This is a genomic window from Streptomyces sp. NPDC037271 (assembly GCF_055603605.1).
Genome location: NZ_JBVJVN010000010.1, coordinates 165306 through 188223 on the forward strand (window position 1 = coordinate 165306; position 22918 = coordinate 188223).

General features: G+C 74.2%; 20 protein-coding genes. 8 read left to right on the forward strand and 12 right to left on the reverse strand.

All coding sequences use genetic code 11. The features are described from left to right. Positions 1-450: 450 nt before the first annotated feature. The 3 genes from ACZ7G3_RS19430 to bdeA form a co-directional block, all read right to left on the reverse strand. Positions 451-1743 (reverse strand): PucR family transcriptional regulator, encoded by a 1293-nt coding sequence (locus ACZ7G3_RS19430; RefSeq protein WP_470927029.1) that lies wholly within the window; start codon positions 1741-1743, stop codon positions 451-453. A gap of 117 nt (positions 1744-1860) precedes the next feature. After that, positions 1861-4809: a helix-turn-helix transcriptional regulator gene (locus tag ACZ7G3_RS19435; protein ID WP_470927030.1), complete on the reverse strand. Its 2949-nt coding sequence runs from the start codon at positions 4807-4809 to the stop codon at positions 1861-1863. Between the two features lie 248 nt (positions 4810-5057). Next, entirely contained in the window at positions 5058-5990 is a 933-nt protein-coding gene (gene bdeA, locus ACZ7G3_RS19440) for a bis(hydroxyethyl) terephthalate hydrolase (RefSeq protein WP_470927032.1), read from the reverse strand. Between the two features lie 606 nt (positions 5991-6596). Between bdeA and ACZ7G3_RS19445 the strand changes: the two genes are divergently transcribed. Then, positions 6597-7478 carry a Gfo/Idh/MocA family protein gene (locus tag ACZ7G3_RS19445; protein WP_470927034.1) on the forward strand — a complete coding sequence of 294 codons (882 nt, stop codon included), beginning with the start codon at positions 6597-6599 and terminating at the stop codon, positions 7476-7478. A 188-nt stretch (positions 7479-7666) separates the two neighbouring features. On the opposite strand, the gene ACZ7G3_RS19450 is transcribed toward ACZ7G3_RS19445, so the two are convergent. Next, on the reverse strand, positions 7667-8578 hold the full coding sequence (locus ACZ7G3_RS19450; protein ID WP_470927036.1) for a GNAT family N-acetyltransferase: 912 nt from the start codon (positions 8576-8578) through the stop codon (positions 7667-7669). A 426-nt stretch (positions 8579-9004) separates the two neighbouring features. Between ACZ7G3_RS19450 and ACZ7G3_RS19455 the strand changes: the two genes are divergently transcribed. Next, positions 9005-10222: a beta-1,3-glucanase family protein gene (locus tag ACZ7G3_RS19455; RefSeq protein WP_470927038.1), complete on the forward strand. Its 1218-nt coding sequence runs from the start codon at positions 9005-9007 to the stop codon at positions 10220-10222. Between the two features lie 195 nt (positions 10223-10417). Beyond that, positions 10418-10639 carry a hypothetical protein gene (locus ACZ7G3_RS19460; RefSeq protein ID WP_426597719.1) on the forward strand — a complete coding sequence of 74 codons (222 nt, stop codon included), beginning with the start codon at positions 10418-10420 and terminating at the stop codon, positions 10637-10639. A gap of 185 nt (positions 10640-10824) precedes the next feature. On the opposite strand, the gene ACZ7G3_RS19465 is transcribed toward ACZ7G3_RS19460, so the two are convergent. From ACZ7G3_RS19465 to ACZ7G3_RS19480, 4 genes are all read right to left on the reverse strand, one after another. Then, on the reverse strand, positions 10825-11313 hold the full coding sequence (locus tag ACZ7G3_RS19465) for a DUF5709 domain-containing protein (protein ID WP_470927040.1): 489 nt from the start codon (positions 11311-11313) through the stop codon (positions 10825-10827). Between the two features lie 91 nt (positions 11314-11404). After that, entirely contained in the window at positions 11405-12883 is a 1479-nt protein-coding gene (locus ACZ7G3_RS19470; protein ID WP_470927042.1) for a hypothetical protein, read from the reverse strand. Between the two features lie 192 nt (positions 12884-13075). Further along, complete coding sequence (locus ACZ7G3_RS19475; RefSeq protein WP_470927044.1) at positions 13076-15430, reverse strand: glycoside hydrolase family 65 protein; 2355 nt, start codon at positions 15428-15430, stop codon at positions 13076-13078. Then, positions 15427-16167: a beta-phosphoglucomutase family hydrolase gene (locus ACZ7G3_RS19480; RefSeq protein ID WP_470927046.1), complete on the reverse strand. Its 741-nt coding sequence runs from the start codon at positions 16165-16167 to the stop codon at positions 15427-15429. The genes ACZ7G3_RS19475 and ACZ7G3_RS19480 overlap by 4 nt, the downstream gene beginning before the upstream one ends. An 80-nt stretch (positions 16168-16247) precedes the next feature. On the opposite strand from ACZ7G3_RS19480, the gene ACZ7G3_RS19485 reads away from it, so the two are divergent. Beyond that, complete coding sequence (locus ACZ7G3_RS19485) at positions 16248-16910, forward strand: nucleoside/nucleotide kinase family protein (protein WP_470927048.1); 663 nt, start codon at positions 16248-16250, stop codon at positions 16908-16910. Positions 16911-17227: 317 nt separating this feature from the next. On the opposite strand, the gene ACZ7G3_RS19490 is transcribed toward ACZ7G3_RS19485, so the two are convergent. Continuing rightward, positions 17228-17389, reverse strand: coding sequence for a hypothetical protein (locus tag ACZ7G3_RS19490; protein ID WP_351401975.1), 162 nt, complete (start codon positions 17387-17389; stop codon positions 17228-17230). 383 nt (positions 17390-17772) lie between these two features. On the opposite strand from ACZ7G3_RS19490, the gene ACZ7G3_RS19495 reads away from it, so the two are divergent. Continuing rightward, a complete protein-coding gene (locus ACZ7G3_RS19495) occupies positions 17773-18690 on the forward strand; it encodes a MurR/RpiR family transcriptional regulator (protein ID WP_470927050.1) in 918 nt (305 codons plus the stop codon). A 317-nt stretch (positions 18691-19007) separates the two neighbouring features. Further along, entirely contained in the window at positions 19008-19391 is a 384-nt protein-coding gene (locus ACZ7G3_RS19500; protein ID WP_426519014.1) for a hypothetical protein, read from the forward strand. 250 nt (positions 19392-19641) lie between these two features. On the opposite strand, the gene ACZ7G3_RS19505 is transcribed toward ACZ7G3_RS19500, so the two are convergent. Further along, positions 19642-20130 carry a flavin reductase family protein gene (locus ACZ7G3_RS19505; protein ID WP_426597816.1) on the reverse strand — a complete coding sequence of 163 codons (489 nt, stop codon included), beginning with the start codon at positions 20128-20130 and terminating at the stop codon, positions 19642-19644. Between the two features lie 24 nt (positions 20131-20154). After that, the gene (locus ACZ7G3_RS19510) at positions 20155-20991 is read right to left on the reverse strand and encodes an ATP-grasp domain-containing protein (protein ID WP_426597727.1); all 837 of its coding nucleotides are present in this window, start codon (positions 20989-20991) and stop codon (positions 20155-20157) included. A 128-nt stretch (positions 20992-21119) separates the two neighbouring features. Here ACZ7G3_RS19510 and ACZ7G3_RS19515 point away from each other — a divergent pair, with 128 nt between their 5' ends. Both ACZ7G3_RS19515 and ACZ7G3_RS19520 read left to right on the forward strand, forming a co-directional pair. Continuing rightward, positions 21120-21854, forward strand: a complete 735-nt coding sequence (locus ACZ7G3_RS19515) for a TetR family transcriptional regulator (RefSeq protein WP_426597728.1) — start codon at positions 21120-21122, stop codon at positions 21852-21854. 197 nt (positions 21855-22051) lie between these two features. Continuing rightward, positions 22052-22474 carry a Zn-ribbon domain-containing OB-fold protein gene (locus ACZ7G3_RS19520; protein ID WP_426597729.1) on the forward strand — a complete coding sequence of 141 codons (423 nt, stop codon included), beginning with the start codon at positions 22052-22054 and terminating at the stop codon, positions 22472-22474. A gap of 53 nt (positions 22475-22527) precedes the next feature. On the opposite strand, the gene ACZ7G3_RS19525 is transcribed toward ACZ7G3_RS19520, so the two are convergent. Continuing rightward, the gene (locus tag ACZ7G3_RS19525; RefSeq protein ID WP_426597730.1) at positions 22528-22914 is read right to left on the reverse strand and encodes a PPOX class F420-dependent oxidoreductase; all 387 of its coding nucleotides are present in this window, start codon (positions 22912-22914) and stop codon (positions 22528-22530) included. Between the last annotated feature and the right edge of the window lie 4 nt (positions 22915-22918).

The window sequence follows — 22918 nt, forward strand, 5'->3', positions numbered from 1 at the left end:
GTGCGGACGCCCAGACCGGGCGCCCCGGTCCGCCGAGGACTGTGCGATCCGGGGCGGGCCCGCACCGGCCCGGGGTGCGGGCCGGTGCAAGGCGCACACAGTCCCCCGGCAGGCGGCAGGCGGCAGGCGGCAGACGGCACGCGGCAGACGGCAGACGGCAGACGGCAGACGGCAGACGCAGACGGCAGACGGCACGCGGCGGGCGCGCGGCACACGGCACACGGCACACGGCACACGGCACGCCATCCCACACGCGCGAGCGCGAGAGGGCCAGGGCATGCCACAGCACCGCCTCCCGCCCGCGCGCCAGGGAACCGGGCCGGGTCACCCCGGCAGCCCGCACCGGACGCCCGTTGCCCCACGCCGGCCCTCCCGGCACGCGGGCTGCGTCGGCCCGGGGTGCGTACGTTGCCGGGCCGGAGCCCGGCGGGAGGTGGGACCGCGCGTCCCTCAGTCGCGCAGGACGCGCCGGGCGGTCAGGGCCAGGCTCATCTCGACCACGTCGGCCGGGCGGGCCAGGGACCGGCCGGTCAGCTGCTCGCAGCGGCGGAGACGGTTGAGGACCGTGTTGCGGTGGCAGTAAAGGCGTTCACCGGCCCGCTGCGCCGAGCCGTCGCAGTCGAGCCAGGTGGTGAGGGTGTCCAGCAGGACCTCCCGGTCGGCGGGCTCCAGGCGCAGGAGGGGGCCGAGGACCCTCTCGGCGAGGGCCCGGCCGAGTTCGGGGCTGGAGACGACCAGGGCGGCGGGGAGGTGGTCGTCGAGCCGGACCGTGCCGCCGGCCTCGGGGCAGATGTCCAGCGCGGTGTCCGCCAGCCTGCGGGCGTCGCCGACGCAGGCGAGTCCGTCGACCGCGCTGCCGACGCCGATCCGGAGGCCGGGGACGGGGGCGCGTCGCCCGGCTTCCCGCTCGGACTCCGCCGGCTCCGGGAGCCCGTCGTCGCCGGCGTCGAGCAGGACGATGCCGTGGTCGACCTCCGCCCCTGGGTGCCAGTGGACGCGGGTGCCGGACGGTAGGGCGGCGGCGCGGGCGGCGTCGGACCGCGCGGGGTGCACGCCGGCGACGGCGACGACGAGGTACCGGCCCTGCTCCGGCAGGGCCAACACCTCGGCGGCCTCGGGCAGGTCGGCGATGCGGCTGGTGCCGTCGAGCAGGCCGGCCGCCAGCTGCCGGGCCCGGTTCTCGCGGCGCCGGCCGATCTGCCGCTCGGTCTGCCGGTAGGCGTCGGCGACGACGGTGCAGTGCTCGTCGACGAAGTTCCACACGTCGGCGGCCACGTGCACGAGGAGCCGTACGTCCTCGGGCGCGGCCTTGGAGGTCTCCTCGACCAGCCTCTGCCACACCAGGGCGCCTCCGAGGCGGAAGGCGTGCAGCAGGGCGTCCAGCGGGAGTCCCTGCTCGGCGCGGGTGGCGCCGATCCGCCAGGAGCAGCGGCGGGCCGCGTCCCGCGCGCCGCGCGGGTCGAGCAGCGAGGCCACGCTGTGCCGCAGCGAGCGGTGGGCCTCCTGCCAGGTGGCGGTGGGGTCCCTCGTGATGGCCGCGCGGTACGCCGGCTCCTGCTCCCGCAGCAGGGCCACCAGCCGGTCGGTCAGGTCGGGCAGGTCGTCGAGCAGGGCGCGGGCGGCCCGGTGCAGGACCCGCAGGGCGTCGGCGTCCATCAACGACGCGACGCTCGGTGTCCGCGGACGCGGAACGGGCGTCAGCCCGGTGCGGATCGCTGCTCGTGACCTTACGGCGTGCTGCATCGCGGTCCTCCCCGGGCCAGGGCTTGCGGGGGTGCCCCGCGACGGGCCGTTCGCCCGTGCCGGGCATGCCCCCTGACTCGTCCTGCCCCGAAGGATGACATACCGTCTGGTCGGTCCCTAGGGTTGTGCACCGGTCTTTTCGGCCGGTCCGGCGTGCTCGGCCTGCTCGACCATGCGGGCCAGCTCCAGGCGGGACCGTACACCGAGCGCGGCGAAGACCTTGCGGAGGTGGTAGTCGACGGTGCGGGTGCTCACCGCGAGGGTCAGCGCGACCTCCCGGTTGGTGGCGCCGTCGGCGACGTGCCGCGCGATGCGCAGCTGCTGCGGTGTGAGGCGGGTCAGCGCCCCGGCGTCCCCGCCGTGCGACGCGGCCCCGAGCGCCCGCAGCTCGCCGCGCGCCTGCGCCGCCCAGACGCCGGCGCCGCAGCGGTCGAACCCGGCCAGCGCGGCGCCGAGGCGGCCGCGGGCCTCGCGCGGCCTGCGCCGCCGGCGCAGCCACTTGCCGTACAGCAGCGCGGTGCGGGCCCGTTCGAAGTCGCCGCCCGCCTCGTCGTGCCGGGCGAGCGCGTGCCGGTAGAGGTCGTCGGCGCGGTCCGGCGGGGCGAGCAGGGCGTGGCAGCGGGCCAGCTGGGCGGCGGCCTGCCCATCGGCGCCGAACGCGGCCCAGTCGGCGAAGTCGGCGAGGACCGCACCGGTGTCCTCGTGGCGGCCCGCGAGGACCGAGGCCTCCACGAAGCACGGCACGGCGAGCCGCCACACCGCGAAGTGTCCGCGCCCGGGTCCGGGCAGGACCAGGAGTCCGAGCCGGTCGGCGGCGTCGAAGGGGCGTCCCCGCCCCAGGTCGGCCCGGGCCGCCGCCCACTCCGCCAAGGTGGCCGTCTGGGCCAGTCCGTGGCGCCTGGCGGTGGCCAGCGCGGCCGTCACATGCCGGGCGACGACGTCCGGCTCCTCCTCGATCGACGCCGCGAGGGCCAGCACCGCCCGGTGGTGGGCCGCCGTGTTGCGCTGCCCCGCGCGCAGCGCTGTGCGCAGTCCCTCCTCCGCGTGGGTGCGGGCCTGCGGGTGCCGGCCGGCGCGGAGTTCGGCGTAGGCGAGGTACTCCAGTGCCCGCGGCACCAGCGCGTCCGACCCGAGCTGCCGGGCGGCGGCCAGGGCCCGCGCCCCGGCCCGGCGGGCGGCGTCCACGTCCCCGAGCAGCAACGCGGCCGACGCCGACCGCAGCAGTTCCTCGGGGCGGTGGTCGGTCCTGGCCCGTTCCACGACCCGCCCGAGCGGTACGGCGGCCCGGTCGAGCCGCCCTTCGAGCAGCGCCCGCATACCGACACGGACCTCGCGCACCGTGTCCGGGGACGGTCCGGCGGACTCGCCCGGGCTTCCGCGCCGAGTCCCGGCAGCCGGGTCGGGCGCCCCCGCGGGCCGTGCGGCGGCGCTCTCCCCCCGTCGCGGCGGTCTTCCCGCACCACGCGGCACGGCAGCTCCGTCCGGGGGCCTTGCCTCCCGGGGACGCGGGGGCGGTGCCGCGTGGTGCGGGGGCTTTGCCTCGTAGGGCGGGGCCGGTGCCTCGTGGTGCGGGGTATCGGTGAACCGGGGATCCGGGTGCTCGTGCGAGTGGGGCGGTTCGGGCGCGAGGGTGGCGAGGCAGGCCGGCAGGTCGCCCGCCGCCCAGGCCGCGTCGGCGGCCGCCAGGACGGCGGTCGCGGCGTCGGCGGGGGCGTCCTCGGCCAGCATGGACGCGGCCAGCAGCAGGGACTGGTGGGCGTCACCGACGGGGCCGTCCCGGAGTTCCGTCAGGCCGCGCACCAGCTCGGCCCGCCCTCGTACTCCGGCCGGTGCGGCGCAGCCACGGGCCGCGGCCAGCAGCGGACGTGCCCGGTCGGGGCGTCCGGCGAGAAGGGCCTGCTCGGCCGCGGCCGTGTACCGCTCCGCCCGGCCCGGGCCGTCGGCCGTCAGCTCGGCGGCACGGGCGTACGCCGTCGCGCGCAGCCGGTGCGAGCCCGGCACCGTGCGGTCGGCGGCCACCGCCGCCAGCCGGTCCGCGAGCGCGGGCGCGGACGCCGGGCCGGTCAGGGACCAGGAACGGTGCAGCAGTCCCGGGAGCGGGTGTCCGCCGCTCTCCAGCACGTCGGCCAGCGCGCCGTGCGCGGCGCGGCGCCGGTCGGGGGCTGCGGTGGCGTGGACCGTACGGCGGACCAGCGGGCCGTGGAAACGGAGCCGGTCGCCGGCCAGGGCGAGCGGCGCGGGAAGCGGTTGCAGGGAGGGGGCGGGTGCGGACGCCGGCCGCAGGTGCCGTACGGCGTCGAGGACCGGGGTGGCGTCGACGTCCGGTCCGTCCGACGCCCGTACGGCCGCCGCCACCGTCAGCATCAGGTCCCGCGCCTGCGCGGACAGGCCGGTCAGCGCCCCACCCGCCACCTCCGCCAGCACCCCGGCGTCGGCCAGGGGCCTGGGCAGGGGCCGGTGCCCGCGCAGTTCGGCGGGTGACAGCCGGCGGACGAGGGCGAGGAGCAGTGCCGGGTTCCCCTCCGCCTCGACCAGCAGCTCCTCGCGGACACCCGGGTCGGCGGCGCCGTCGGTCACGTCGTCGAGCAGGGCGTCGGCCTCCGGGGGCGTGAGCGGGTGCAGGCGGACGACGGGCAGGTGGGCGTACTCCGGGTCGACGGCGCGGTGTCCGGCGACGGAGAGGAGCAGGCCGACGCGGCCGGCGGTGCGCAGGTGCTCGACCGCTCGGCCCAGGGTGTTCCGGGCCGGGGCGTCCCAGAGATGCGCGTCGTCGACGCACACGAGCAGAGGTGCCTCGCCGGCCGCCACCCGCAGGGTGTCGAGCAGTCCCGCGGCGAAGGCGCGTGCGCCTCGCTCCGGGCCGGGTCCGAGGCGGAGTACGGGACCGGCCAGGAAGGAGCGGGCGGCCCAGTCGAGGAGGGTGGTCCTGCCGAGCCCGGGCTCGCCGGCCACGACCAGGTGGCCACTGTGCGTGCGCAGCCCTTCCAGCAAGGTGCGCACCGCCTGCCGCTGCGCGCTGCGGCCGTGGATCCGCACGGCCGTACGTACGGTCGTCTCTCCGGTCATTCCCGGGAGGTTACGCGCGCGTAACCTGACGCGGAAGCCGTCGGTCCGCCGCGGCCCGCCTGAGCGTCGGCCCTGTCACCTGCGGCTGCGCACCGCGTGACCCGAATCACGCACTGTGCCGCGGCCCAGCGGTCCGGGCCCGGGGCCGTGCGGCGGCACAACGCGCCGGCGGCGGCCGCTACCTGCCGCGACCGCCGCCGATGGTGCCGGGTGATGCCGGTTGGTGCCGGTTGGTGCCGTCGAGAGTGTCAGGAGCTGTGCGGGCAGTTGCCCCGGTACTCCTCGATGGTCAGGCTCGGCCGGGGCAGCGGGCACAGGAACTGCTCGTAGCGGGTGTCGTTGTCGATGAACCGCTTGAGCCACGAAATGCTGTACTTCGCGATCGTCGTGTTCGACGTGTTCGGCGAGAAGTGGGACGCGCTGTTCAGCTCCAGGTAGGCGCGGTCCGTCCGGGACGGCAGGCTGGAGTAGAACGGCTCGGAGTGCGAGGAGACCGGGGCGATGGTGTCGCCGTCGGCCCCCACGATCAGTGTCGGGGTGCTGACCTCGGGCCAGGTCTTGTCCGTGTTCCAGGGTGTCAGGGGGATCGCGGCCTGGAGGGACGGACGTGACTTCGCGGCCTCCAGGGTGCCGCCGCCGCCCATCGAGTGGCCCATGACGCCGAGCCGGCTGCTGTCGATCCGCCCGCGGACGGAACTGCGCTCGGTGAGGTAGTCCAGGGCGGCCAGCATCTGGCGACCGCGGGAGGAGGGCTGGTCCAGCGTGGTGTTGGTGTCGATGGTGAACACGACGAAGCCCTGCGAGGCCAGCCGCGGACCGAGCCAGGCCATGGAGGACTGGTACGCGGTGAAGCCGGGCGCGATCACGACGGCGCCGAACGTGCCGTCGCTGGTGCTGGTCGGGTAGTAGATCGTGCCCCCGCCGAAGCCGGTGACCACGAGCGAGGAGACGCTGGTGTCCGCCACGGAGTACGGGCCGCGCAGTGCCTCGATGCTGGACTCGGTGGGCGCCGGGCCGCGCTCGTAAGGGTTGTCGGCGGCCTGGGCTCCGGGGCTGGTGAGGGTGCTGAGCGCGACGACGGCGGCCACGGCCGCCGTGACGCCCGCGAGCCGCCGCCGCGTTCCGCGGAACGCCGGGCGCGTGGCCCGGGAGGCGGCGTGGGTGTGGGGGTTCTGCTGCACGAGGAGTCGTCCTCTCTGTCGTGGCGAGGGAGCCGGCCGGTGATCGCACACGGGCCCGGAACACGTGGGGGCGCATCCCGGGACATCCGCCGGACGGACCTCGCCGATGAACTGGCGATGCCACTGTCGGCCGGCGGGGCAGTCGGTGGGATCGGCAATATCACCGGTCTCGTACGACGGACACGGACACGGACACGGACGCGGACGCGGACGGCCGGACGGCCGGACAGGCGAGCGAGCGGACGGACAGGCGAGCAGTCGAGCGAGCGGGCGAGCAGGCGAGCTGCTGGGCAATCGGCCGAACGACCGCCAGGCCCCGGACAGCTGCCGAGCCCGGACGGCTGCGCGGCCGGCTGCGCGGCCGGACGGGCGGACGGACGGACGGACGGGCGGACGGACGAACGACTGGCCGAGCGGGCGAGCGGGCGAGCGCCCATGCGCACGGTGGGAGCTCGTGGTGCACCGCGTCCCGCACCCTCCGCGGTCTTGCCCGGGCACCCGGTCGGTATGACACGCTCGGCACCGGCCGGGCTGTCGTACGCCGGCCGTCCGGGAGGAACGTCGGCGGGCCCGGCACCGGGTTCGGCACCGTGAAGGGGCAACGGCATGCGTATCGGACTGCTCGGCACCGGTCCCTGGGCGGACATGGCACACGCCCCCGCCCTGCGCCGGCACGAAGGGCTGGACTTCGCGGGGGTGTGGGGGCGCCGCCCGGACGCCGCCAAGGAGCTGGCGGACCGGCACGGCACACGCGCCTACGACGACGTCGACGCCCTGCTGGCGGACGTGGAGGCCGTGGCGGTCGCGCTGCCGCCGGCCGTACAGGCGGACCTGGCGGTACGCGCGGCGCGGGCCGGGTGCCATCTGCTGCTCGACAAACCGCTGGCGGCGACGGTGCCCCAGGGGCGGGCGGTGGTCGAGGCGGTGCGTGCGGCGGGCGTCGCCTCCGTCGTCTTCTTCACCACCCGGTTCCAGCCCGAGACCGAGGCGTGGATCACCGAACAGGCGGCGGTGGACGGCTGGTTCACGGCGCGGGCGCAGTGGCTCGGCGCGGTGTTCAGCGGTGACAGCCCGTTCGCCGACTCGCCGTGGCGACGGGAGAAGGGCGCCCTGTGGGACGTGGGTCCGCACGCCCTGTCCGTACTGCTTCCGGTCCTCGGTGACGCCCGGCGCGTCGCGGCGGCGGCACCGGGCCCCGGGGACACCGTCCATCTGGTCCTCGACCACACCGGCGGGGCGTCGAGCACGCTCACACTCAGCCTGACCGCGCCGGCGGCCGCGGCGGGTGCGACCGTGGAACTGCGCGGCCAGGCCGGTGTGACGCTCCTTCCGGAGGCGACCGAAGGACCGGTGCCCGCTCTGCTGCGGGCCGCGGACGCGCTCCTCGCCTCCGCCGGCGGCGGACACCCGCACGCCTGCGACGCAGCGTTCGGCCTGCGGGTCACCGAGCTCCTCTCCGAGGCCGAGTCCCTGCTGAACGACCGGTAGCGCCCCCGGTCAGCCGCCGGTCCGCTTCTCCTCCAACGGTTGCTCGCTCCACCGGAACCAGGACTTCTCACCCTGGATGTGCGGCGGGAACTCGGCGGCCGGGCCGTCGGGAGGGGCCGGCCGCACGCGCCACCGGATCTCGGCGTGGAACGCTCCCGCCGAGCCCGGTGCGCGTGTGCGGCCCTCGGCTACCGGGCCGCCGGGCCGCCGGCCGCTACGGGGCGGAAGTTGATCCGTTCCCGCACGACCGGGTAGCCGGCCTTGGCGAAGTTGGCGGCCATGGGGTGGTTCCCCCGGTCCGTCGCGGCGGAGATGAACTCCGCGCCCCGCTCGGCCAGGAAATGGGTGCACTCGGCCAGGAGGTCGTAGGCGTATCCGTGTCCGCGGTGTTCCGGCACGACGCCGATGAAGCCGACGCAGGGACCGGACGGGTTGTGCGCCGGGATGTGGATGCCCGCGAGCTCGCCCCGCGGGGTGTACGCCACCTGCCACCACTCCCGCGGCGACGGGCACCAGTGGAAGAAGTCCAGCTCCGCCTGTGCGGCCCGGTCCAGGCCGCCCTCCTCGATGTCCAGCAGGGCGTGGGCGTCCAGGGTGACGGAGTGGATGCGGCGCAGCGCGTCGAAGAACACCGCGTCGTCCGGTTCGGGGCGGAAGTCCAGCCGGCCGGTCCGCTCGGGGAGACCGCACTCCGGCGTCCACCGGTACAGGAAGCGTTCGACCAGGAGGTCGTACCCGGCGGCCCGTGCGGCGCTGAAGCGGGCCTCGGTGGCGGCGCGCAGGGCGGGTTCCTCGCGCCAGGTGCCGGGGGGGTTGAGTTCGAGTTCGACCTGCCAGGGGGCGGTGCGCAGGAGTTCGGCCCCGGCTTCCTCCTCGCCCTCGGCCACGTCGAACCAGTTGACGGTGACGGGTTCGGTGTCGTCGGGGCCGCCCCACCAGGCGCCGCGGGCGACGACGGTGCCGTCGCGCAGGGCGACCCGCTGCCAGTCGGGGCGGTGGCGGGTCAGCCGGTGGCCCTCACGGGCGTTCAACGGGTCGGGCAGGGTGTCGAAGAGATGGGCGTCGCTCGCGTCGAGCGCGCGGATGACCAGATCGGTCACGGATTCCTCCGGGATGCGTCGTGCGTGGAGCGCTCCCGGTCAGACGAGGTACGCCGGGACAACAGGGAGGGAGCGCGGGAGTGAGGTGAACTGCACGGCTCTGCCCTCCTTCCGTCGGTCTCAAGGCGTGGGCCACACGGTACGAGGTGCCGCGCGAGTGCGTCCACCGGTTTTCCGGCGCGGGTTACCGGCGTGGATCACCGATGTGGATCACCGATGTGGATTAAACGGCCCTTAAACGGCGGTTAAGTGTTCCCTGCGCAGCGTCCGGCGCCCCAAGTGCCGCCTGGGACAAAGGCATTGAGGACCGGTGGAGGCGGTTGGCCGGGCCACACGTGCTGCGTAGCATCGGCCCGCATCGTGAGAGCGCTCCCAGAAGAGCGTTGCTCGCACTGTCATGCCCCGAACACTCTGGAGACCCCCCACATGACTCCTCGTCACCAGCGCCCGCTCGGCCGGCGCAAGCTGCTCGTCGCCCTCGGTGGAGCGGTCGTGGCCGCGCCCGTCGCCGCCGCCGTCGCCCCGCACGCCCTCGCGGAAGTCGGCTCGGACTCCGGTCCGGCCGCCCCCGAGGCCAGGACCGCGGGCGCCCTGCCGCTGACGATCGTCAACAGCACCGGCGTCTTCGGCGACGCGGACGTCCACGTCTACATCGTCGGCAACCAGGGCGGCCGGCAGGTACGCGTCACCCCCGACGGCACCGTCGCACCCGTGGCCCTGTCGGACAACGGCGCCGACGGCTACACCGACTACGCGATCAGCCTCTCCGGCGGCAGCGGCGGGACCAGGCTGAGCCTGCCCCACCTCTCCGGCCGGATCTACGTGTCGCTCGGCGAGAAACTGAAGTTCAAGGTGGTGGCGGACGGCGCGGGCAACCCGGCGCTGCAGTACCCGGCGGGCTGGGTCGAGTCCGACCCCAACCACGGGGTGCTGCACGACTGCGCCGAGTTCACGTACAACTCGGCCGGGATGTTCTGCAACACCACCATGGTCGACATGTTCAGCGTGCCGCTCGCGATCCGGCTGACCGGCGCCAAGGACCAGACCACGGGCACCGTGCGCGCCGGCGGACGGGCGGCCGCCTTCGACGCGGTGCGGCGGGTCGAGGAGTTCGCGCCGCTGGTCGTGGACGACACCCGGATCATCGCCCCCGGGCACGGCCTGGACGCCGGCCTCTTCCCCGAGGACTATCTCGCCCCGTACATCGACGAGGTCTGGAGCACCTACACCGGCAAGGATCTCAGGATCACCACCCACGCCGGGACCTTCACCGGCCGGGTGCGCGGTGACCGGCTGACCTTCGACGGGCCCGCCCGGGTGTCCTTCGCCAGGCCGTCCACCCGGGACGTGCTGTTCTGCGACGGCGCCCTCGCCGCCCCCAACGACGGCACGACCGGGCCCGTCGCCGCGGTCCTCGGCGCCGGCTTCAACCGCTCCACTCTGCTCTCCTCGGCCGCCCAGCCGACGGCCGACGCCGCCGCGTTCTACGGGACCGCCCTGACCAACCACTACTCCAAGGCGGTGCACGCGGCCACCGAGGACGGCAGGGCGTACGGCTTCGCCTTCGACGACGTGGCGGACTTCGCCTCCTACATCCAGGACACGGCGCCCACCGGGTTCCGGCTGACGCTCACCGCGTTCTGAGCCGGCCCCGCCCCTGTTCGGCGTGCGGGAGACCCGGGGGCGTAGGAGCGTGGTGGTGTGCGTCAGGCGGCGGCCTGAATCACGTCGGGCTCCGGATGCGCGGGCGGCTTCCGCATTGAATGGTGTTATCGGGATATCCGGGACCGACAACAGCACGGCACCGAAGCAGCGATCCGGATCCGAGGAGCACTGATCATGTCGACGTCACAGCCCGAAGCCTCCCGGCCGTCCGAAGCCCGCGCGGGCGACGACCGCGCCACTCCGGACGAACTGCTCCACACCCGCAACGGCACCGACGTGTCCCCGGAGGACCTGGTCCTCGCCGCCGGCCGGGACGTCACCCCCAAGAACCTCGAATGGGCCAGGCGCAAGCTGGCCGAGGAGGGCGCCGCGGCCCTCGACAAGCTGCTGCCCTGACCGGGCGGCCCTGACCGGGCGGCCACCGGATGGCCGAAGGCCCGGACCGGTGCTCCGCGCACCGGTCCGGGCCTTGTGACGTGTGAGGCGCAATGTGATGTGACTTGTGAGGCGCATGACACACGAGGTGCCATGTGACGCTGAGCCTCCCCGTGTGACACATGAGGCCGGTGCGGCGCGGGGCCCTACAGGCCGTCCTCCCGGTCCGGCAGCGCCGTCTCGTCCTCCACGACGTGTACGGCGGCCTCCTCGGCTCCCGCCGCTCCGCCGTCGATGCCGACGTCCTCGGCGACGGTCTCCTTGGTCGTGTCGGTGCGTACGCCCTCGTCGGGGGCGACCAGGCGGCCGGCTCGGCCGGTGCCCGCCTCGGGGTCCACCGGTTCGCCCTCGCCGCCGGGCTCGTCGCCCACGCCGTCCCCGTCCGGGGCGGACACGTCGGGCGTCTCCTGGGACAGCCGTTCGTCGAGGGTCTCGCCGTCGTGCTGCTCGGCGGCCGTGGTGCCGTGCTTGGTCACGCCGAGGGGCTTCTCCGGCGGGGAGTAGCCCTCGTCGAGAGTGTCGTCGTAGGTCCGCTCGCCGACGGCGTCCTGGAGGTCGAGGGGCGCGGCGTCCTCCTGCTCCTCGTTGGTTCCGGTGGGCTGGTAGACGTCGTCGGCCATCGGGTCGGTGCCCATCGCTGCCTCCCTCTCGCGCGGCTCGGTGGTGCGGGTGCCCGGTTCGCGTTTCCCGATACGCGATCGCTAACCCGTTCCCGGTCCGGGATCTTCACCCCCGGGGTGCGACGCGGACGGTCAGGTCGGTGATGCGGTGCGCCGTCCAGTCGCGGGCGTAGCCGGGCGGGGTGCCGCCCGGGCCGGTGACGGTGGCGACCGGGATCCGCCGGGCCGTGTCCACGATCTCGGCGGCGGTGATGTTCTCGTTGTTGCCGCTCGTGGAGCCGGAGGAGCAGCCGGTGTAGTAGCCGATCGGGATGGACTCGTGCCCGGTGACCAGGCAGGGCGGGCGGACACCGAGCCGGTGCAGTTCGTCGGCGACGCGGGTCCAGTCCGCGCGGCTTTCGACGTTGCGGTCCACGGTGCCCACGAGGACGGCGAGCTGCACCGACAGATGCACGGCCAGCGCGAGCGCGACGAGGGACGCGGCCACCGGCCGCCAGCGGCCGCGCTCCGTCCTGGCCAGGTGCCACAGCGCGTCGGCGACCGGGACCGCGAGCAGGGCGTAGGCAGGCTGCAGGAAGCGGGGCGCCGCGTAGCCGATCAGGAACAGGTACGGGAGCGCGGCCGTCACGGCGCAGGCGAGGGGGACCAGCGTGCGGGCCGCACGCCGGGCCCGGACCGCGACGACTGCCCCGAGGCCGGCGACGGCCGGGAGGGCGATCCACCACAGGGTGACCACCGGGTGCGGCATCGAGCCGGTGCACGGGCGGCACAGCCCCCGCCCGCCCAGGCTGCGCATCTGGTCGTCGACGGCGATGTTCCAGCCGAGGCCGCCCTGGATCTCGGAGGCCCTGGACAGCCGCTCCCCGAGGCCGCCGTACCAGCCGTACGCCTCGATCACCCACTCCACTCCCCCGGCCGCCAGGCCGCCCACCAGGGCGAGCAGCAGCGGCCAGTGGCGGCGGACGAGGGTGATGACCAGCAGGGGTACGGTCACCCAGACCGCGTCGGTGGGCCGCATCCACGCCATCAGCGCGGCCCCGGCCACCACACCCCACAGCGCGGCCCGGCCGGACAGCCCCTGCCGGGACCGCAGGAAGCAGCCGACGCAGATCAGGGCGCCGATCGCGACCCAGTAGTTGGGCATGGCCTGCGGACCGTAGAAGAGGGTCACCCACAGGGTGGCGAAGAACGCGCCGGCCGTGGCCAGGACGCGGGCCGGGAACAGGCCCTTCCAGGCGCGCAGGGCGAGGTACAGGCCGAGGCCGGACAGTACGGCGAGGTAGACGCGCAGCAGTTCGGTGGAGGACGACCAGGACGCGACGGGCGCCACCAGCAGGGAGACGCCCCGGGAACGCGGTGCGCTGAAGAAGGCGGCGGGGTGGTGGGAGGTGACCTGGCTGACATACACCGTCTCGTCCCAGCCGAGCCCCATCCAGGGGTGGACGAAGATCAGCTGGGCCAGGGTGAAGACGGCGGCCACCGCCACGAGCGGGGCGTCACCGCCGAGGCGCCGCGGCCTGCCCGGCGTGGCCGCCGCCTCGTCCCGCCGTCCGCCTGCGAGCATGGCGTTCGCCCGGTCGGCCATCGCGCACCCCTTCACCCCCGCTCGTCGCGGGCCGTTCGGTCCTCACCTCCAGCCGCCGGTGGCGGGAGCCCGGAAGCCCGGAAAACCCGGAAAACAAGGTCAAACTAACCCGCGTGCCACGGATGCGCAGGGCGGAACTCGGCCAGTCGGGCCGTCGCGTGCCCCTCTCCCGCACTCCTCGCGTCCGGCCGGTCAGCGGGCGTTGGGGCGGCGGTGCGGGGGCTGTTCGGGGGTGGGGCGCCGTTCGGGTGCCGGGACGGGGCGGGTGACGGGGCCGTCCCCGTTCACGGTCAGCGGGTTCCCGTGGTGGTGGATCGTCAGGGGGGAGCCGCTCAGCAGCGTGTACGTCGCCGTGTCGGCGCCGATCTCCACGCGCAGGCACCGGCCGCGGAACTGGAGCCGGAAGGCGAGGCGGCTGAACTTCTCGGGCAGGCGCGGCGTGAACCGGAGGCTGTCGCCGTCCCGCCGGGTGCCGCCGAACCCGGCGACCAGCGCCATCCACGTACCGGCCAGTGAGGCGATGTGCAGCCCGTCGCGGGTGTTGTGCTCCAGGTCGGCCAGGTCCATCAGGGCGGCCTCGGCGGCGTAGTCGTAGGCCAGGCGCAGGTGTCCGGTCTGGGCGGCGACGACGGCCTGGCAGCACGCGGACAGGGAGGAGTCCCGCACGGTCAGCGGCTCGTAGTAGGCGAAGTTGCGGGCGATCTGGTCCTCGTCGCAGTGGGCGTCGAACCAGCTGCCGCAGGTGTACATCGCCAGGACGAGGTCGGACTGCTTGATCACCTGCTTGCGGTAGAGGTCGAAGTAGGGGAAGTGCAGCATCAGCGGGTACTGGTCGGCGGCGGTGTGGGCGAAGTCCCAGCGCTGGTGGCGGGTGAAGCCCGAGTGCTGTTCGTGGACGCCGAGCTCGTCGTTGTAGGGGATGTGCACGGACTCGGCGGCGTCCCGCCAGGCGGCGCTCTCCTCGTCGTCGACGCCGAACCGGGCCGCCTCGTCCGGGTGGCGTTCGCACACGTCGGCGGCGGCGAGCAGGTTCGACCGCGCCATGAGGTTGGTGTACGTGTTGTCGTAGGCGATGGCGCTGTACTCGTCCGGACCGGTGACGCCGTCGATGTGGAAGACGCCGTGGTGGTCGTGGTGGCCCAGGGAGCGCCACAACCGGGCCGTCTCCACCAGGAGTTCCAGGGCGGTGTCGCGTTCGAAGCCGGTGTCGCCGGTCGCCGCCGTGTAGCGCACCGCGGCGTGCGCGATGTCGGCGGCCACGTGGAAGGCGGCGGTGCCGGCCGGCCAGTACGCGGAGCCCTCCGAGCCGTCGATGGTCCGCCACGGGAACGCGGCGCCGCGCAGCCCGAGCTGGGCGGCGCGGTCCCGGGCGGCGGGCAGCGTGTCCCGGCGCCAGCGCAGCGCCTCGGCGACGGCCCTGGGCTCGGTGTAGGTCAGCACGGGCAGCACGAACATCTCGGTGTCCCAGAACGCGTGCCCGTCGTAACCGGAGCCGGTCAGTCCCTTGGCCGGGATCGCCCGTTGTTCGGCGCGCGCCCCGGCCTGCAGGACGTGGAACAGGGCGAAGCGCACGGCCTGTTGGATCTCCTCGTCGCCGTGCACCTCGACGTCCGCCCGCGCCCAGAAGTCGTCGAGGTAGGCGCGCTGTTCCGCCACCAGGCCGTCCCAGCCGCTGTGCGCGGCGGCGGCGAGCGCCGCCTCGACCTGGTCGCTCATCGCGGGCCGGGAGCGGGCGCCCGACCAGCCGTGGGCGACCGTCTTCTGCACCCGCAGCCGCTGTCCGGGCTCCAGCACGGAGGTGACGGTCAGGCGCGCCACGTCCGTGTTGCTCTCACTGCTGGTGGTGATCTCCCCGGAGGTGTCGACGACGTGGTCGGCTGCCACAGCGACCCTGAGACCACTGCGCCGCGTCCGGTGCACCAGGCGCAGCCGGGACCCGGTGGCCAGGTCCTCCTCGGGCTCCAGCGGGGACCGCAGCGCCTTGGCCGTCCGGGGGTCGCCGTCGGGGTCGGGCAGGCTCTCGTTGGTGACGAGCTCGGACTGGATGACCACCCGGGTCCGGCTGTCGAGGGGCTCCACCTCGTACTCCACGGCGGCGATGGCCCGTTGGGTGAGGGAGACCAGCCGGGTGGAGCGCACCCTGATGGTCGTACCGGCCGGGGAGGTCCACTCGCAGATCCGCTCCAGCACGCCGCGCCGCAGGTCCAGGGTGCGTTCGTGCTTGCCGAGCCGGCCGTAGCGCAGGTCGAAGGGTTCGTCGTCGACGAGCAGCCGCAGCAGTTTGCCGTTGGTGACGTTGATGACGGTCTGTCCGGACTCGGGGTAGCCGTAGCCCGCTTCGGCGTACGGCAGCGGGTGCAGTTCGTAGACGCCGTTGAGGTAGCTGCCGGGCAGGCCGTGCGGTTCGCCCTCGTCGAGGTTGCCGCGCCAGCCGATGTGCCCGTTGGACAGGGCGAAGACCGACTCGCTCTGGGCGAGCAGGTCGAGGTTGAGGGCGGTCTCGCGCACGGACCAGGGCTCGACGGCGTACGTCCGGTTGGTGATCACGCCTGGCCTCCCAGTTCGGCGAGGTCCGTGACGACGCGGTCGGCGCCGTGCGCGTAGAGGGCTTCGGTCTGGCCGACGCGGTCGACGCCGACGACGTAGCCGAAGTCTCCGGAGCGTCCCGCGTCCATGCCGGCGAGCGCGTCCTCGAAGACGGCGGCACGGGACGGTTCGACGCCGAGGTCGCGGGCGGCGGCCAGGAAGGTGTCGGGGCGTGGTTTGCCCGGCAGTCGCCGTTCGCGGGCCACCACGCCGTCGATGCGTACGTCGAACAGGCGCTCGGCGTCGATGGAACGCAGGACGTCCAGGGTGTTGGCGCTGGAGGAGACGATCGCGGTGGCGAGACCGGCGGCGCGGACCGCGTCGAGGTAGCGCAGCGTGCCCTCGTAGGGTTCCACGCCGTCGGTGCGGATCTTGTCGAGGAGCAGTGCGTTCTTGCGGTTGCCCACGCCGCCCACGGTCTGCGCGTCGGGCGGGTCGTCGGGCCCGCCCTCGGGCAGTTCGATGCCGCGGGAGGCGAGGAAGGAGCGCACGCCGTCGGCGCGGGGGCGGCCGTCGACGTACTCGTCGTAGTCGGAGTCGGTGAAGGGGCGGAAGTCCGCGCCGTCCCGCTCGCGCAGGAAGGCGTCGAACGTCTCCTTCCAGGCGGCGGCGTGCACCACCGCCGTTCTGGTGACGACCCCGTCGAGGTCGAAGAGGCAGGCCCGGATGGAGTCGGGAAGTCCCAGCTGCGTCGTCATACCCGACACAGTTCCCCGCAGGGGCGGGTCCGATCGGTTCCCCTCGGGGGCGGGTCCGATCAGGTGACACACTCTGCGGTGTGCCGCTGACTTTCGACGACCTCCTCGCCCGCGCCCGCTCCCTGCCGGCGGGCGGGCGGCGCGCGATCCTGGGCATCGCCGGCAGCCCCGGCGCCGGTAAGTCGACGCTCGCCGAGCACCTGGTGCGGGAGCTGAACGGGACCGGCGAGCCATGGGCCGCGCACGTCCCCATGGACGGCTTCCACCTCGCCGACGCCGAACTGGACCGGCTCGGCCGCCGGGACCGCAAGGGCGCGCCCGACACCTTCGACGCGGCCGGGTACGCGGCGCTGCTGCTCCGCCTGCGCGAGGAGGAGGACGGCGACATCGTGTACGCGCCCGGATTCGAGCGGGTGCTGGAGCAGCCGCTCGCCGGAGCGGTGCCGGTACCTCCGTCGGCGCGGCTGGTCGTGACGGAGGGCAACTACCTGCTGCTGGAGACCGGGGCGTGGACGAGGGTGCGCGCCCGTCTCGACGAGGTGTGGTTCTGCGAGCCGGCGGAGACGGAGCGGGTCCGCCGGCTGGTGGCGCGGCACGAACGGTTCGGCAAGTCCCATGAGGACGCGGTCGCCTGGGCGCTGGGCACCGACCAGCGCAACGCCGGCCTGGTAGCCGCGACCCGGGACCGCGCCGACCTCGTGGTGCCGGCGGGGGCGATGCCGGTCCCGGGGTCACCCGGTTGAGCCACCACCGGTGAGGCCCGGCGGGGGCTCCGCGTGCGGGCGCCGTCGGCGCCGACGTGCGGGAGCACGCTGCTCGCCACCCGGCAGCGGTCGTTCGGCGCGTCGCCCGACCTGGCGACGCGCGCGGCCGGTGGGGCCGCCCACTGGTGTCCGTGCCGTTCGGCGTGCCGGGCCAGGCCGTCGTTCTCCAGCGCCTGATGGCGTCCCTACGGTGTCACCTGACGGGGTTTTCAGGGTCGGTCGACCCGGTGCGGTGGCCCCGGTGCGGTCGGCCCGTGCGGCGCGGTCGAACCAGTGCAGCGCGGTCGACGGTGCGGTCATTCCTCGTCGTAGTCGTCGGGGCGGACGTGTGCCTCCTCCAAAGCCTCGCGCATGGTCCGGCCGGTGCCCCCGGGCGGGCGGGGCGCGTCCTCGTCGCGCTGTTCGAGTACGTCGTCGGTGGTGTCGGTCTTCGGCCGGTTCTCTTCCGGGACGGTCATGGCTGCGGCTCCTCGTCCGTGGTGCGGGTGCGTTTGCTTCCGTGACGGCGGGTTCCCGGTCAGCTCGTCGCTATCCCCGCGGGGTGCGATCCCGGACCCGTGTGGGGCGGACGCCGTGTTCACGTGGGGCGGACGCCGTATTCCAGTGGGGGTGGGCGCCGTATTCCAGTGGGGTGGGCGCCGGTTCACGTGGGGTGGGCGCCGGTTCACGTGGGGTGGGCACCGGTTCATGCGGGGTGGGCACCGCACTCACCTGGGACCGATGCCGGATTCGTACGGGTCCCGCTCCGGACCGCGCGTCCCCGGACGGCCTGTGACACCGCCCGGCCGGACACGAGGGGTGGGCTATGTTGACCTCCGTGGGAGACAAAGGAGGCGCACCCTTGCCATCGCCGCAGCAGGCACGCGCGCAGGCATCGGCGATCACCTCGGGACGGGTGACCCCGGGAACGGAGGCCTCCCCCACGTCCCTGCTCAGGACGCTGTTCGACCGGCCCCGCCTCTCCCCCGGACAGCGGCGCATCGCGCAGTACCTCATCGAACACCTCACCGAGGCGGCGTTCCTGTCGATCACCGACCTCGCGGACCGGGTGGGCGTGAGCCAGCCGTCGGTGACGCGGTTCGCCGCGGCGGTCGGCTTCAGCGGCTACCCGGCGCTGCGGGAGAGGCTCCAGTCGATCGCGCTGGGGACGCGCGGCGCAGCCCCCGCCGAGGAGAACCGGGGCAACGAACTCCAGGCCGCCGTCGACGCCGAGATCGAGAACCTGGAGAACCTGCGGCGCGACTTCGCCGACGCCGACCGGGTGATCGACGTCGGCCGCGAGCTGGCCTCGTCGGCGCCGCTGACCGTCCTCGGGCTGCGTATCTCCGTCTCCCTCGCCGAGTACTTCGCCTACGCCGCCCGCCGCGTCCACCCCGACGTGCGGCTGGTGACCCGGGGCGGCAGCGTCGCCTACGACGCCCTGCTCCAGTCCCGGGAGGCCGGCGGCACCTGGGTGCTGGCCTTCTCCATGCCCCGGCACGCCCACGAGACCCTGGGCGCGGTGCGGGTGGCACGCGGTGCCGGACTGAAAGTGGCACTGATCACCGACCTGGCGCTCGGTCCCGTCGTCGACGAGGCCGACGTCACCTTCGCGACCGGCACGGGGTCTCGGCTGGTCTTCGACTCCTACGCGGCGCCGGGCGTGATGTGCGCGGCGCTGCTCCAGGCCATGACCGACGCCGATCCCGAGCGGACGCAGGCCCGGCTGGAGGAGTACGAGCAGGTCGCCGACCAGCACCAGTTCTTCCTCCGGGACTGACCCGGCGCCGCTTTCCGGGGGCGGGCGGGGGCGAGCGGCCGCGCGGAGGGAATCATTCACGGCGAAGCAGGCATGAATGTTTTCATACGGCTTGCAAAGCAGATGGCATATATAAATACTGCTCACGGAGCGCGACCCGGCCGCCCCGGAGCGCGTCCGCACCTGTTGCGAACATCCCCGGCCGTCGCCTCCTGCCCGTCCGGCACACCGGGGGTGTTCCGTCGGGCATCGCCTGCTCGGGCGCCCGCGGCGGTCCCGGCCGGCCCTGGACCGCCCGTCCCTCGCCCCACCCCCACGACGCCGCACACCCGGAGGCGATGATCATGCCCCTGACGACCACGCGCATCAGCCCGGACTGGCCCTGCCAGGTCAAGACCCCCGGCAGCTACGACTGGGAGCGCTCGGCGGCCAAGTGGCTGCGCGAACTGGTGCCGGCTCGCTACGCCGGCTATCCGGCGCTGATCCGTCACCCCGTGCTGCTCGCCCGCCACGCGCAGCTCCAGGTCCAGCAGGAGATCCGGGTGGCGCGCACCGCTCTGCAGACCGCCCGGGCGGACCTGCCCCGGCTCGGCCTGCCCGAGTCGGTCATCGAGCACACCATCAAGCTGTACGCGGCGGAGGTCCTGCAGTTGCAGCACATCGCGCGCAGCGTGCGGGCGGTCACCGACGCGCTGGTCGAGCGGAGCCCCGCGGGGCGCTGAGTCCGCCCGCGCGGCCGGGGCCCAGGTCGGTGGCGACGGTTCACGCCGCCGACCGCCCGAGGCCGGGACTCTGTTCGTGGCCGGCGACACGGTCGGGCACGGTGTGGACGCCGTCGCGGACACGCCGAGCCGACGAAGCCGGCTTTCCGGAACCGCCGGCGGCCGCGGAACCGGAGGCGGAGGAACGCCGGGACGTGCGTGCTCGGCATCCGGGCGCCGGCCGATCCGGCCGGGTCGTCGTGTGCGCGGGTCACTCCACCGGATGCCCGGGCCGGATGGTGAGGGCGTCGGCGAGCCGCAGCAGCGGTCCGCCGGACGCCTCGCGCCCGCCCCACTCGACGGGTTCGAGGACGTGGCCGACGTGGTCGCCCCCGACGACCCGGTCCACGACGCGGCCGACGAACCACGCCTCGGCGTCCTCCAGGACGGCCGCCCCGCCGTGCCCCTCACGCCAGCGGACCTGCTGGAACTTGTCGGCCCGGTCGCCGGTCTGCCCGCCGAAGACCTCGGCCGTCCGGCGCCGGTCGCGGGCGAGCAGATGGACGGCCAGTACGTCGGCGGCCCGCGCCACCCGGAAGGTCCGGTTGACCTCGGAGAGCCACACGACGAACCGCACGGGTTCGATGGAGCACTGCGAGGAGAAGCCGACCAGGCAGCCCGCCCGTTCCCCGTCCGCCGCGGCCGTCACCACGCACATGTCCGGGTCGAGCCGCTCGAGAAACACGTTCATGCCGTCCAGGCTAGGCCTGCCCTCCGGCCGGGGTCATGCCGCGAGCAGACGCCGCAGGGCCGTCCGCAGGGCGGAGACGAAGGAGTTCCGGACCGCCTCGTCGAGGGCGTCCAGCGACAGGTAGGGGTTGAGGTCCTCCAGCTCGACCAGGAGCAGCTCACCGCCGGGCGCGCGGCAGGCGTCGACGCGCTGGATGCCGTGGTCGATGCCGTTCCACTCGATGAACCGCCGCGCGAACGCGAGGTCCTCCGGGGTGGCGTCGTACGGCTCCAGCCGCCAGCGCCGGTCGGGGTCCGGCGCGTACAGGGCGTACTGGAAGCCGTGGTCGACGAAGTAGAAGGAGACCTCGTAGGCGAAGTCGACGCGTGGCTGTACGAGGACGTCCCCGGCGTCGCCGAGCACCGTTTCCCGTAGGCGGTCCGCGGGCACGAACCGCAGGCCCGCCGAGTCCGCGCCGAGCCTGGGCTTGACGACGTACTCGTCCGCCGGGGGCAGCCGGTGCACGTCGTCCAGCCGGTCGACGGTGGGGATGACCGGGTGTCCGGCCTCGGCCAGGTCGAGGAGGTACTGCTTGCCGTTCATGTCCGCCCTGCCCGTGAGCTGGTTGTAGACACGGGTGCCGCGCTCGGCCGCGCGCTCGCGAAAGGCGTCGTAGGCAGCCTGATGGCCCAGCACGGGACCGCTGTTGCGTACGACGACGGCGTCGAAGGCGTCCATCAGCGCGGCGGCGTCCGCCGGATGGCACAGGGCCAGGTCGAAGTCCGCGCGCAGGCGGGAGGTCAGGAAGACGTCCTCGTCGCCGTAGCGCCGCCCGCGCGCCTCATAGGCCAGGTCGGTGACGTACAGGATGCGGGGGCGGGCGGGTGCCATGCGGGACTCCTCGGTGCTGACCGGAAGCGATCGTATGCGACCGGTACGGCGAGGCGGCAGGGCACTCAGTTCCCTCCCTGTCCTGCACTGAGTGCCACAGGCGCCGATGAGCTGCTACGTTCCCCTGCATGAGCTCCAGCAGTGCGGCGACCCGCCGCGGGGACGGGACGGACGCGGCGGGTGCCCGGCCGCCGATGCGGGAGGCGCTCGTCGCGGCCGCCTTCCGGTTGTTCCTGGAGCGGGGCTACGAGCAGACGACCGTGGACGACATCGTCGCGCTCGCCGGTGTCGGACGGCGGTCGTTCTTCCGCTACTTCCCCTCCAAGGAGGACGTGGTCTTCCCCGACCACGAGCGCTGCCTGGCCGACATGACGGCCTTCCTGGCCGCTTCCCCCGAGGACGCCGACCCCGTGCGACGGGTCTGCGACGCGGCCCGGCTGGTGCTGCGCATGTACGCCGAGAACCCGGCCTTCTCGGTGCAGCGTTACCACCTCACGAAGAAGGTCCCCGGGCTGCGCGCGTACGAGTTGTCGGTGGTGTGGCGCTACGAACGCGCCCTCGCCGCGTACCTGCGCGGACGCCTGGGCGGGCGGCCGGACGGGCTCCTGCGCGCCGACGTGATCGCGGCCGCCGTGGTCGCGGCGCACAACAACGCCCTGCGGTCCTGGCTGCGTTCACAGGGGCGGGACGACGCCGGCGCCGCGGTGGACCACGCGCTGGCGTACGCGCAGTCCACGTTCGGCGGCCCTCCCGTCCCGCCGTCGGCCGAGGGGCCCGAGGACGTGGTGGTCGTGGTCGCGCGGCGCGGTACGCCCCTGTGGCAGGTCGTACGGGAGGTCGAGACCGCCCTCGCCCGCGACTGACGGGCGGCACCGGCCGCCGGCGGTCACGGCAGCACCGGCACCGCACCGCGGACGCGGAATTGGGGTACCGAGTGCCTTTACGAGTGGCACTCAGTGCCATACGCTGGGCGGCGTGCACGGTGGCACGACGAGCCGCGCACACGCGTGCCCGGTGACCGCGCACGCGGATTCCGGCCCGAGTGCAGGGAGTTGACAGCGTGTACCACCACTCAGGAAACGTCGCTCAGCAGGCAGCCGGCTCCGCGACGGGCGTGCTCGACCCCAGGGCCCCCGCTGCCCCGGACACCGAGGCCGTCTTCTTCCAGCGCTGCACCTGGTGCGGCACGGCCATGTACCACCGGGTGCTGTGCCCGGTATGCCGCGGCAGCGACCTCCGGACGGAACGCAGCGACGGGACGGGCACGGTGCGCCACACCACGGTGGTGCACCGCAACACCCCCGCCGCACGCAACGTGTCCCTGATCGAGATGGCCGAGGGCTTCGTGCTGCGCGGCCGGGTCATGGGGCCGCTCATCGGCATCCACAGCGGCGACCGGGTGCGGCTGTCCACGGCCAAGGACCCGGTACGGGGCCAGCCCGTCTTCCAGCTGGTCGACGAACCGTACCGGGCCTGGACCTGAGCGCCGGCCGGTTGCTCCAGGCGTCAGCCGTCGGCTCGGCGGAGAGCCGCCGTTCAGGACGTGAGCGTGATCCGGATACCCAGGGTGCCGTCCAGACCCCGGCGCAGCCGGCTGCCGAACAGGGTGAGCCGGCCGACGACGCCGTACTTGCGGGCGATCAGCCGGCGGTAACGGCCGGTGGTGGCCGGGTCGCAGATCTCCGCGGTCGCCGGCACCTGGTCGCCGGTCGGGTTGCCGCGCAGGTCGCAGGGGCCGACCAGGACGTCGGCGCGGTTGCGGACGCGCTTGACCTTCCAGGAGTCGGCGGCCGTCCAGACGCCGAGCGAGTCCCCGTCCCGTACGACCCACACCGGTGTGGCGATCGGGGTGCCGTTCTTCCGGTACGTGGTGACCAGCAGGTACTTGCCGGAGCCCAGCCGGGCCAGTGACGCGTCGTCCATGGCC

Excerpts from the sequence above, each read along its gene's own strand:
- ACZ7G3_RS19430 (WP_470927029.1), bottom strand. The coding sequence starts at position 1,743 with ATGCAGCACGCCGTAAGGTCACGAGCAGCGATCCGCACCGGGCTGACG.
- ACZ7G3_RS19435 (WP_470927030.1), bottom strand. The coding sequence starts at position 4,809 with ATGACCGGAGAGACGACCGTACGTACGGCCGTGCGGATCCACGGCCGC.
- ACZ7G3_RS19445 (WP_470927034.1), top strand. The coding sequence starts at position 6,597 with ATGCGTATCGGACTGCTCGGCACCGGTCCCTGGGCGGACATGGCACAC.
- ACZ7G3_RS19455 (WP_470927038.1), top strand. The coding sequence starts at position 9,005 with ATGACTCCTCGTCACCAGCGCCCGCTCGGCCGGCGCAAGCTGCTCGTC.
- ACZ7G3_RS19460 (WP_426597719.1), top strand. The coding sequence starts at position 10,418 with ATGTCGACGTCACAGCCCGAAGCCTCCCGGCCGTCCGAAGCCCGCGCG.
- ACZ7G3_RS19465 (WP_470927040.1), bottom strand. The coding sequence starts at position 11,313 with ATGGGCACCGACCCGATGGCCGACGACGTCTACCAGCCCACCGGAACC.
- ACZ7G3_RS19470 (WP_470927042.1), bottom strand. The coding sequence starts at position 12,883 with ATGGCCGACCGGGCGAACGCCATGCTCGCAGGCGGACGGCGGGACGAG.
- ACZ7G3_RS19480 (WP_470927046.1), bottom strand. The coding sequence starts at position 16,167 with ATGACGACGCAGCTGGGACTTCCCGACTCCATCCGGGCCTGCCTCTTC.
- ACZ7G3_RS19490 (WP_351401975.1), bottom strand. The coding sequence starts at position 17,389 with ATGACCGTCCCGGAAGAGAACCGGCCGAAGACCGACACCACCGACGAC.
- ACZ7G3_RS19500 (WP_426519014.1), top strand. The coding sequence starts at position 19,008 with ATGATCATGCCCCTGACGACCACGCGCATCAGCCCGGACTGGCCCTGC.
- ACZ7G3_RS19510 (WP_426597727.1), bottom strand. The coding sequence starts at position 20,991 with ATGGCACCCGCCCGCCCCCGCATCCTGTACGTCACCGACCTGGCCTAT.
- ACZ7G3_RS19515 (WP_426597728.1), top strand. The coding sequence starts at position 21,120 with ATGAGCTCCAGCAGTGCGGCGACCCGCCGCGGGGACGGGACGGACGCG.
- ACZ7G3_RS19525 (WP_426597730.1), bottom strand. The coding sequence starts at position 22,914 with ATGGACGACGCGTCACTGGCCCGGCTGGGCTCCGGCAAGTACCTGCTG.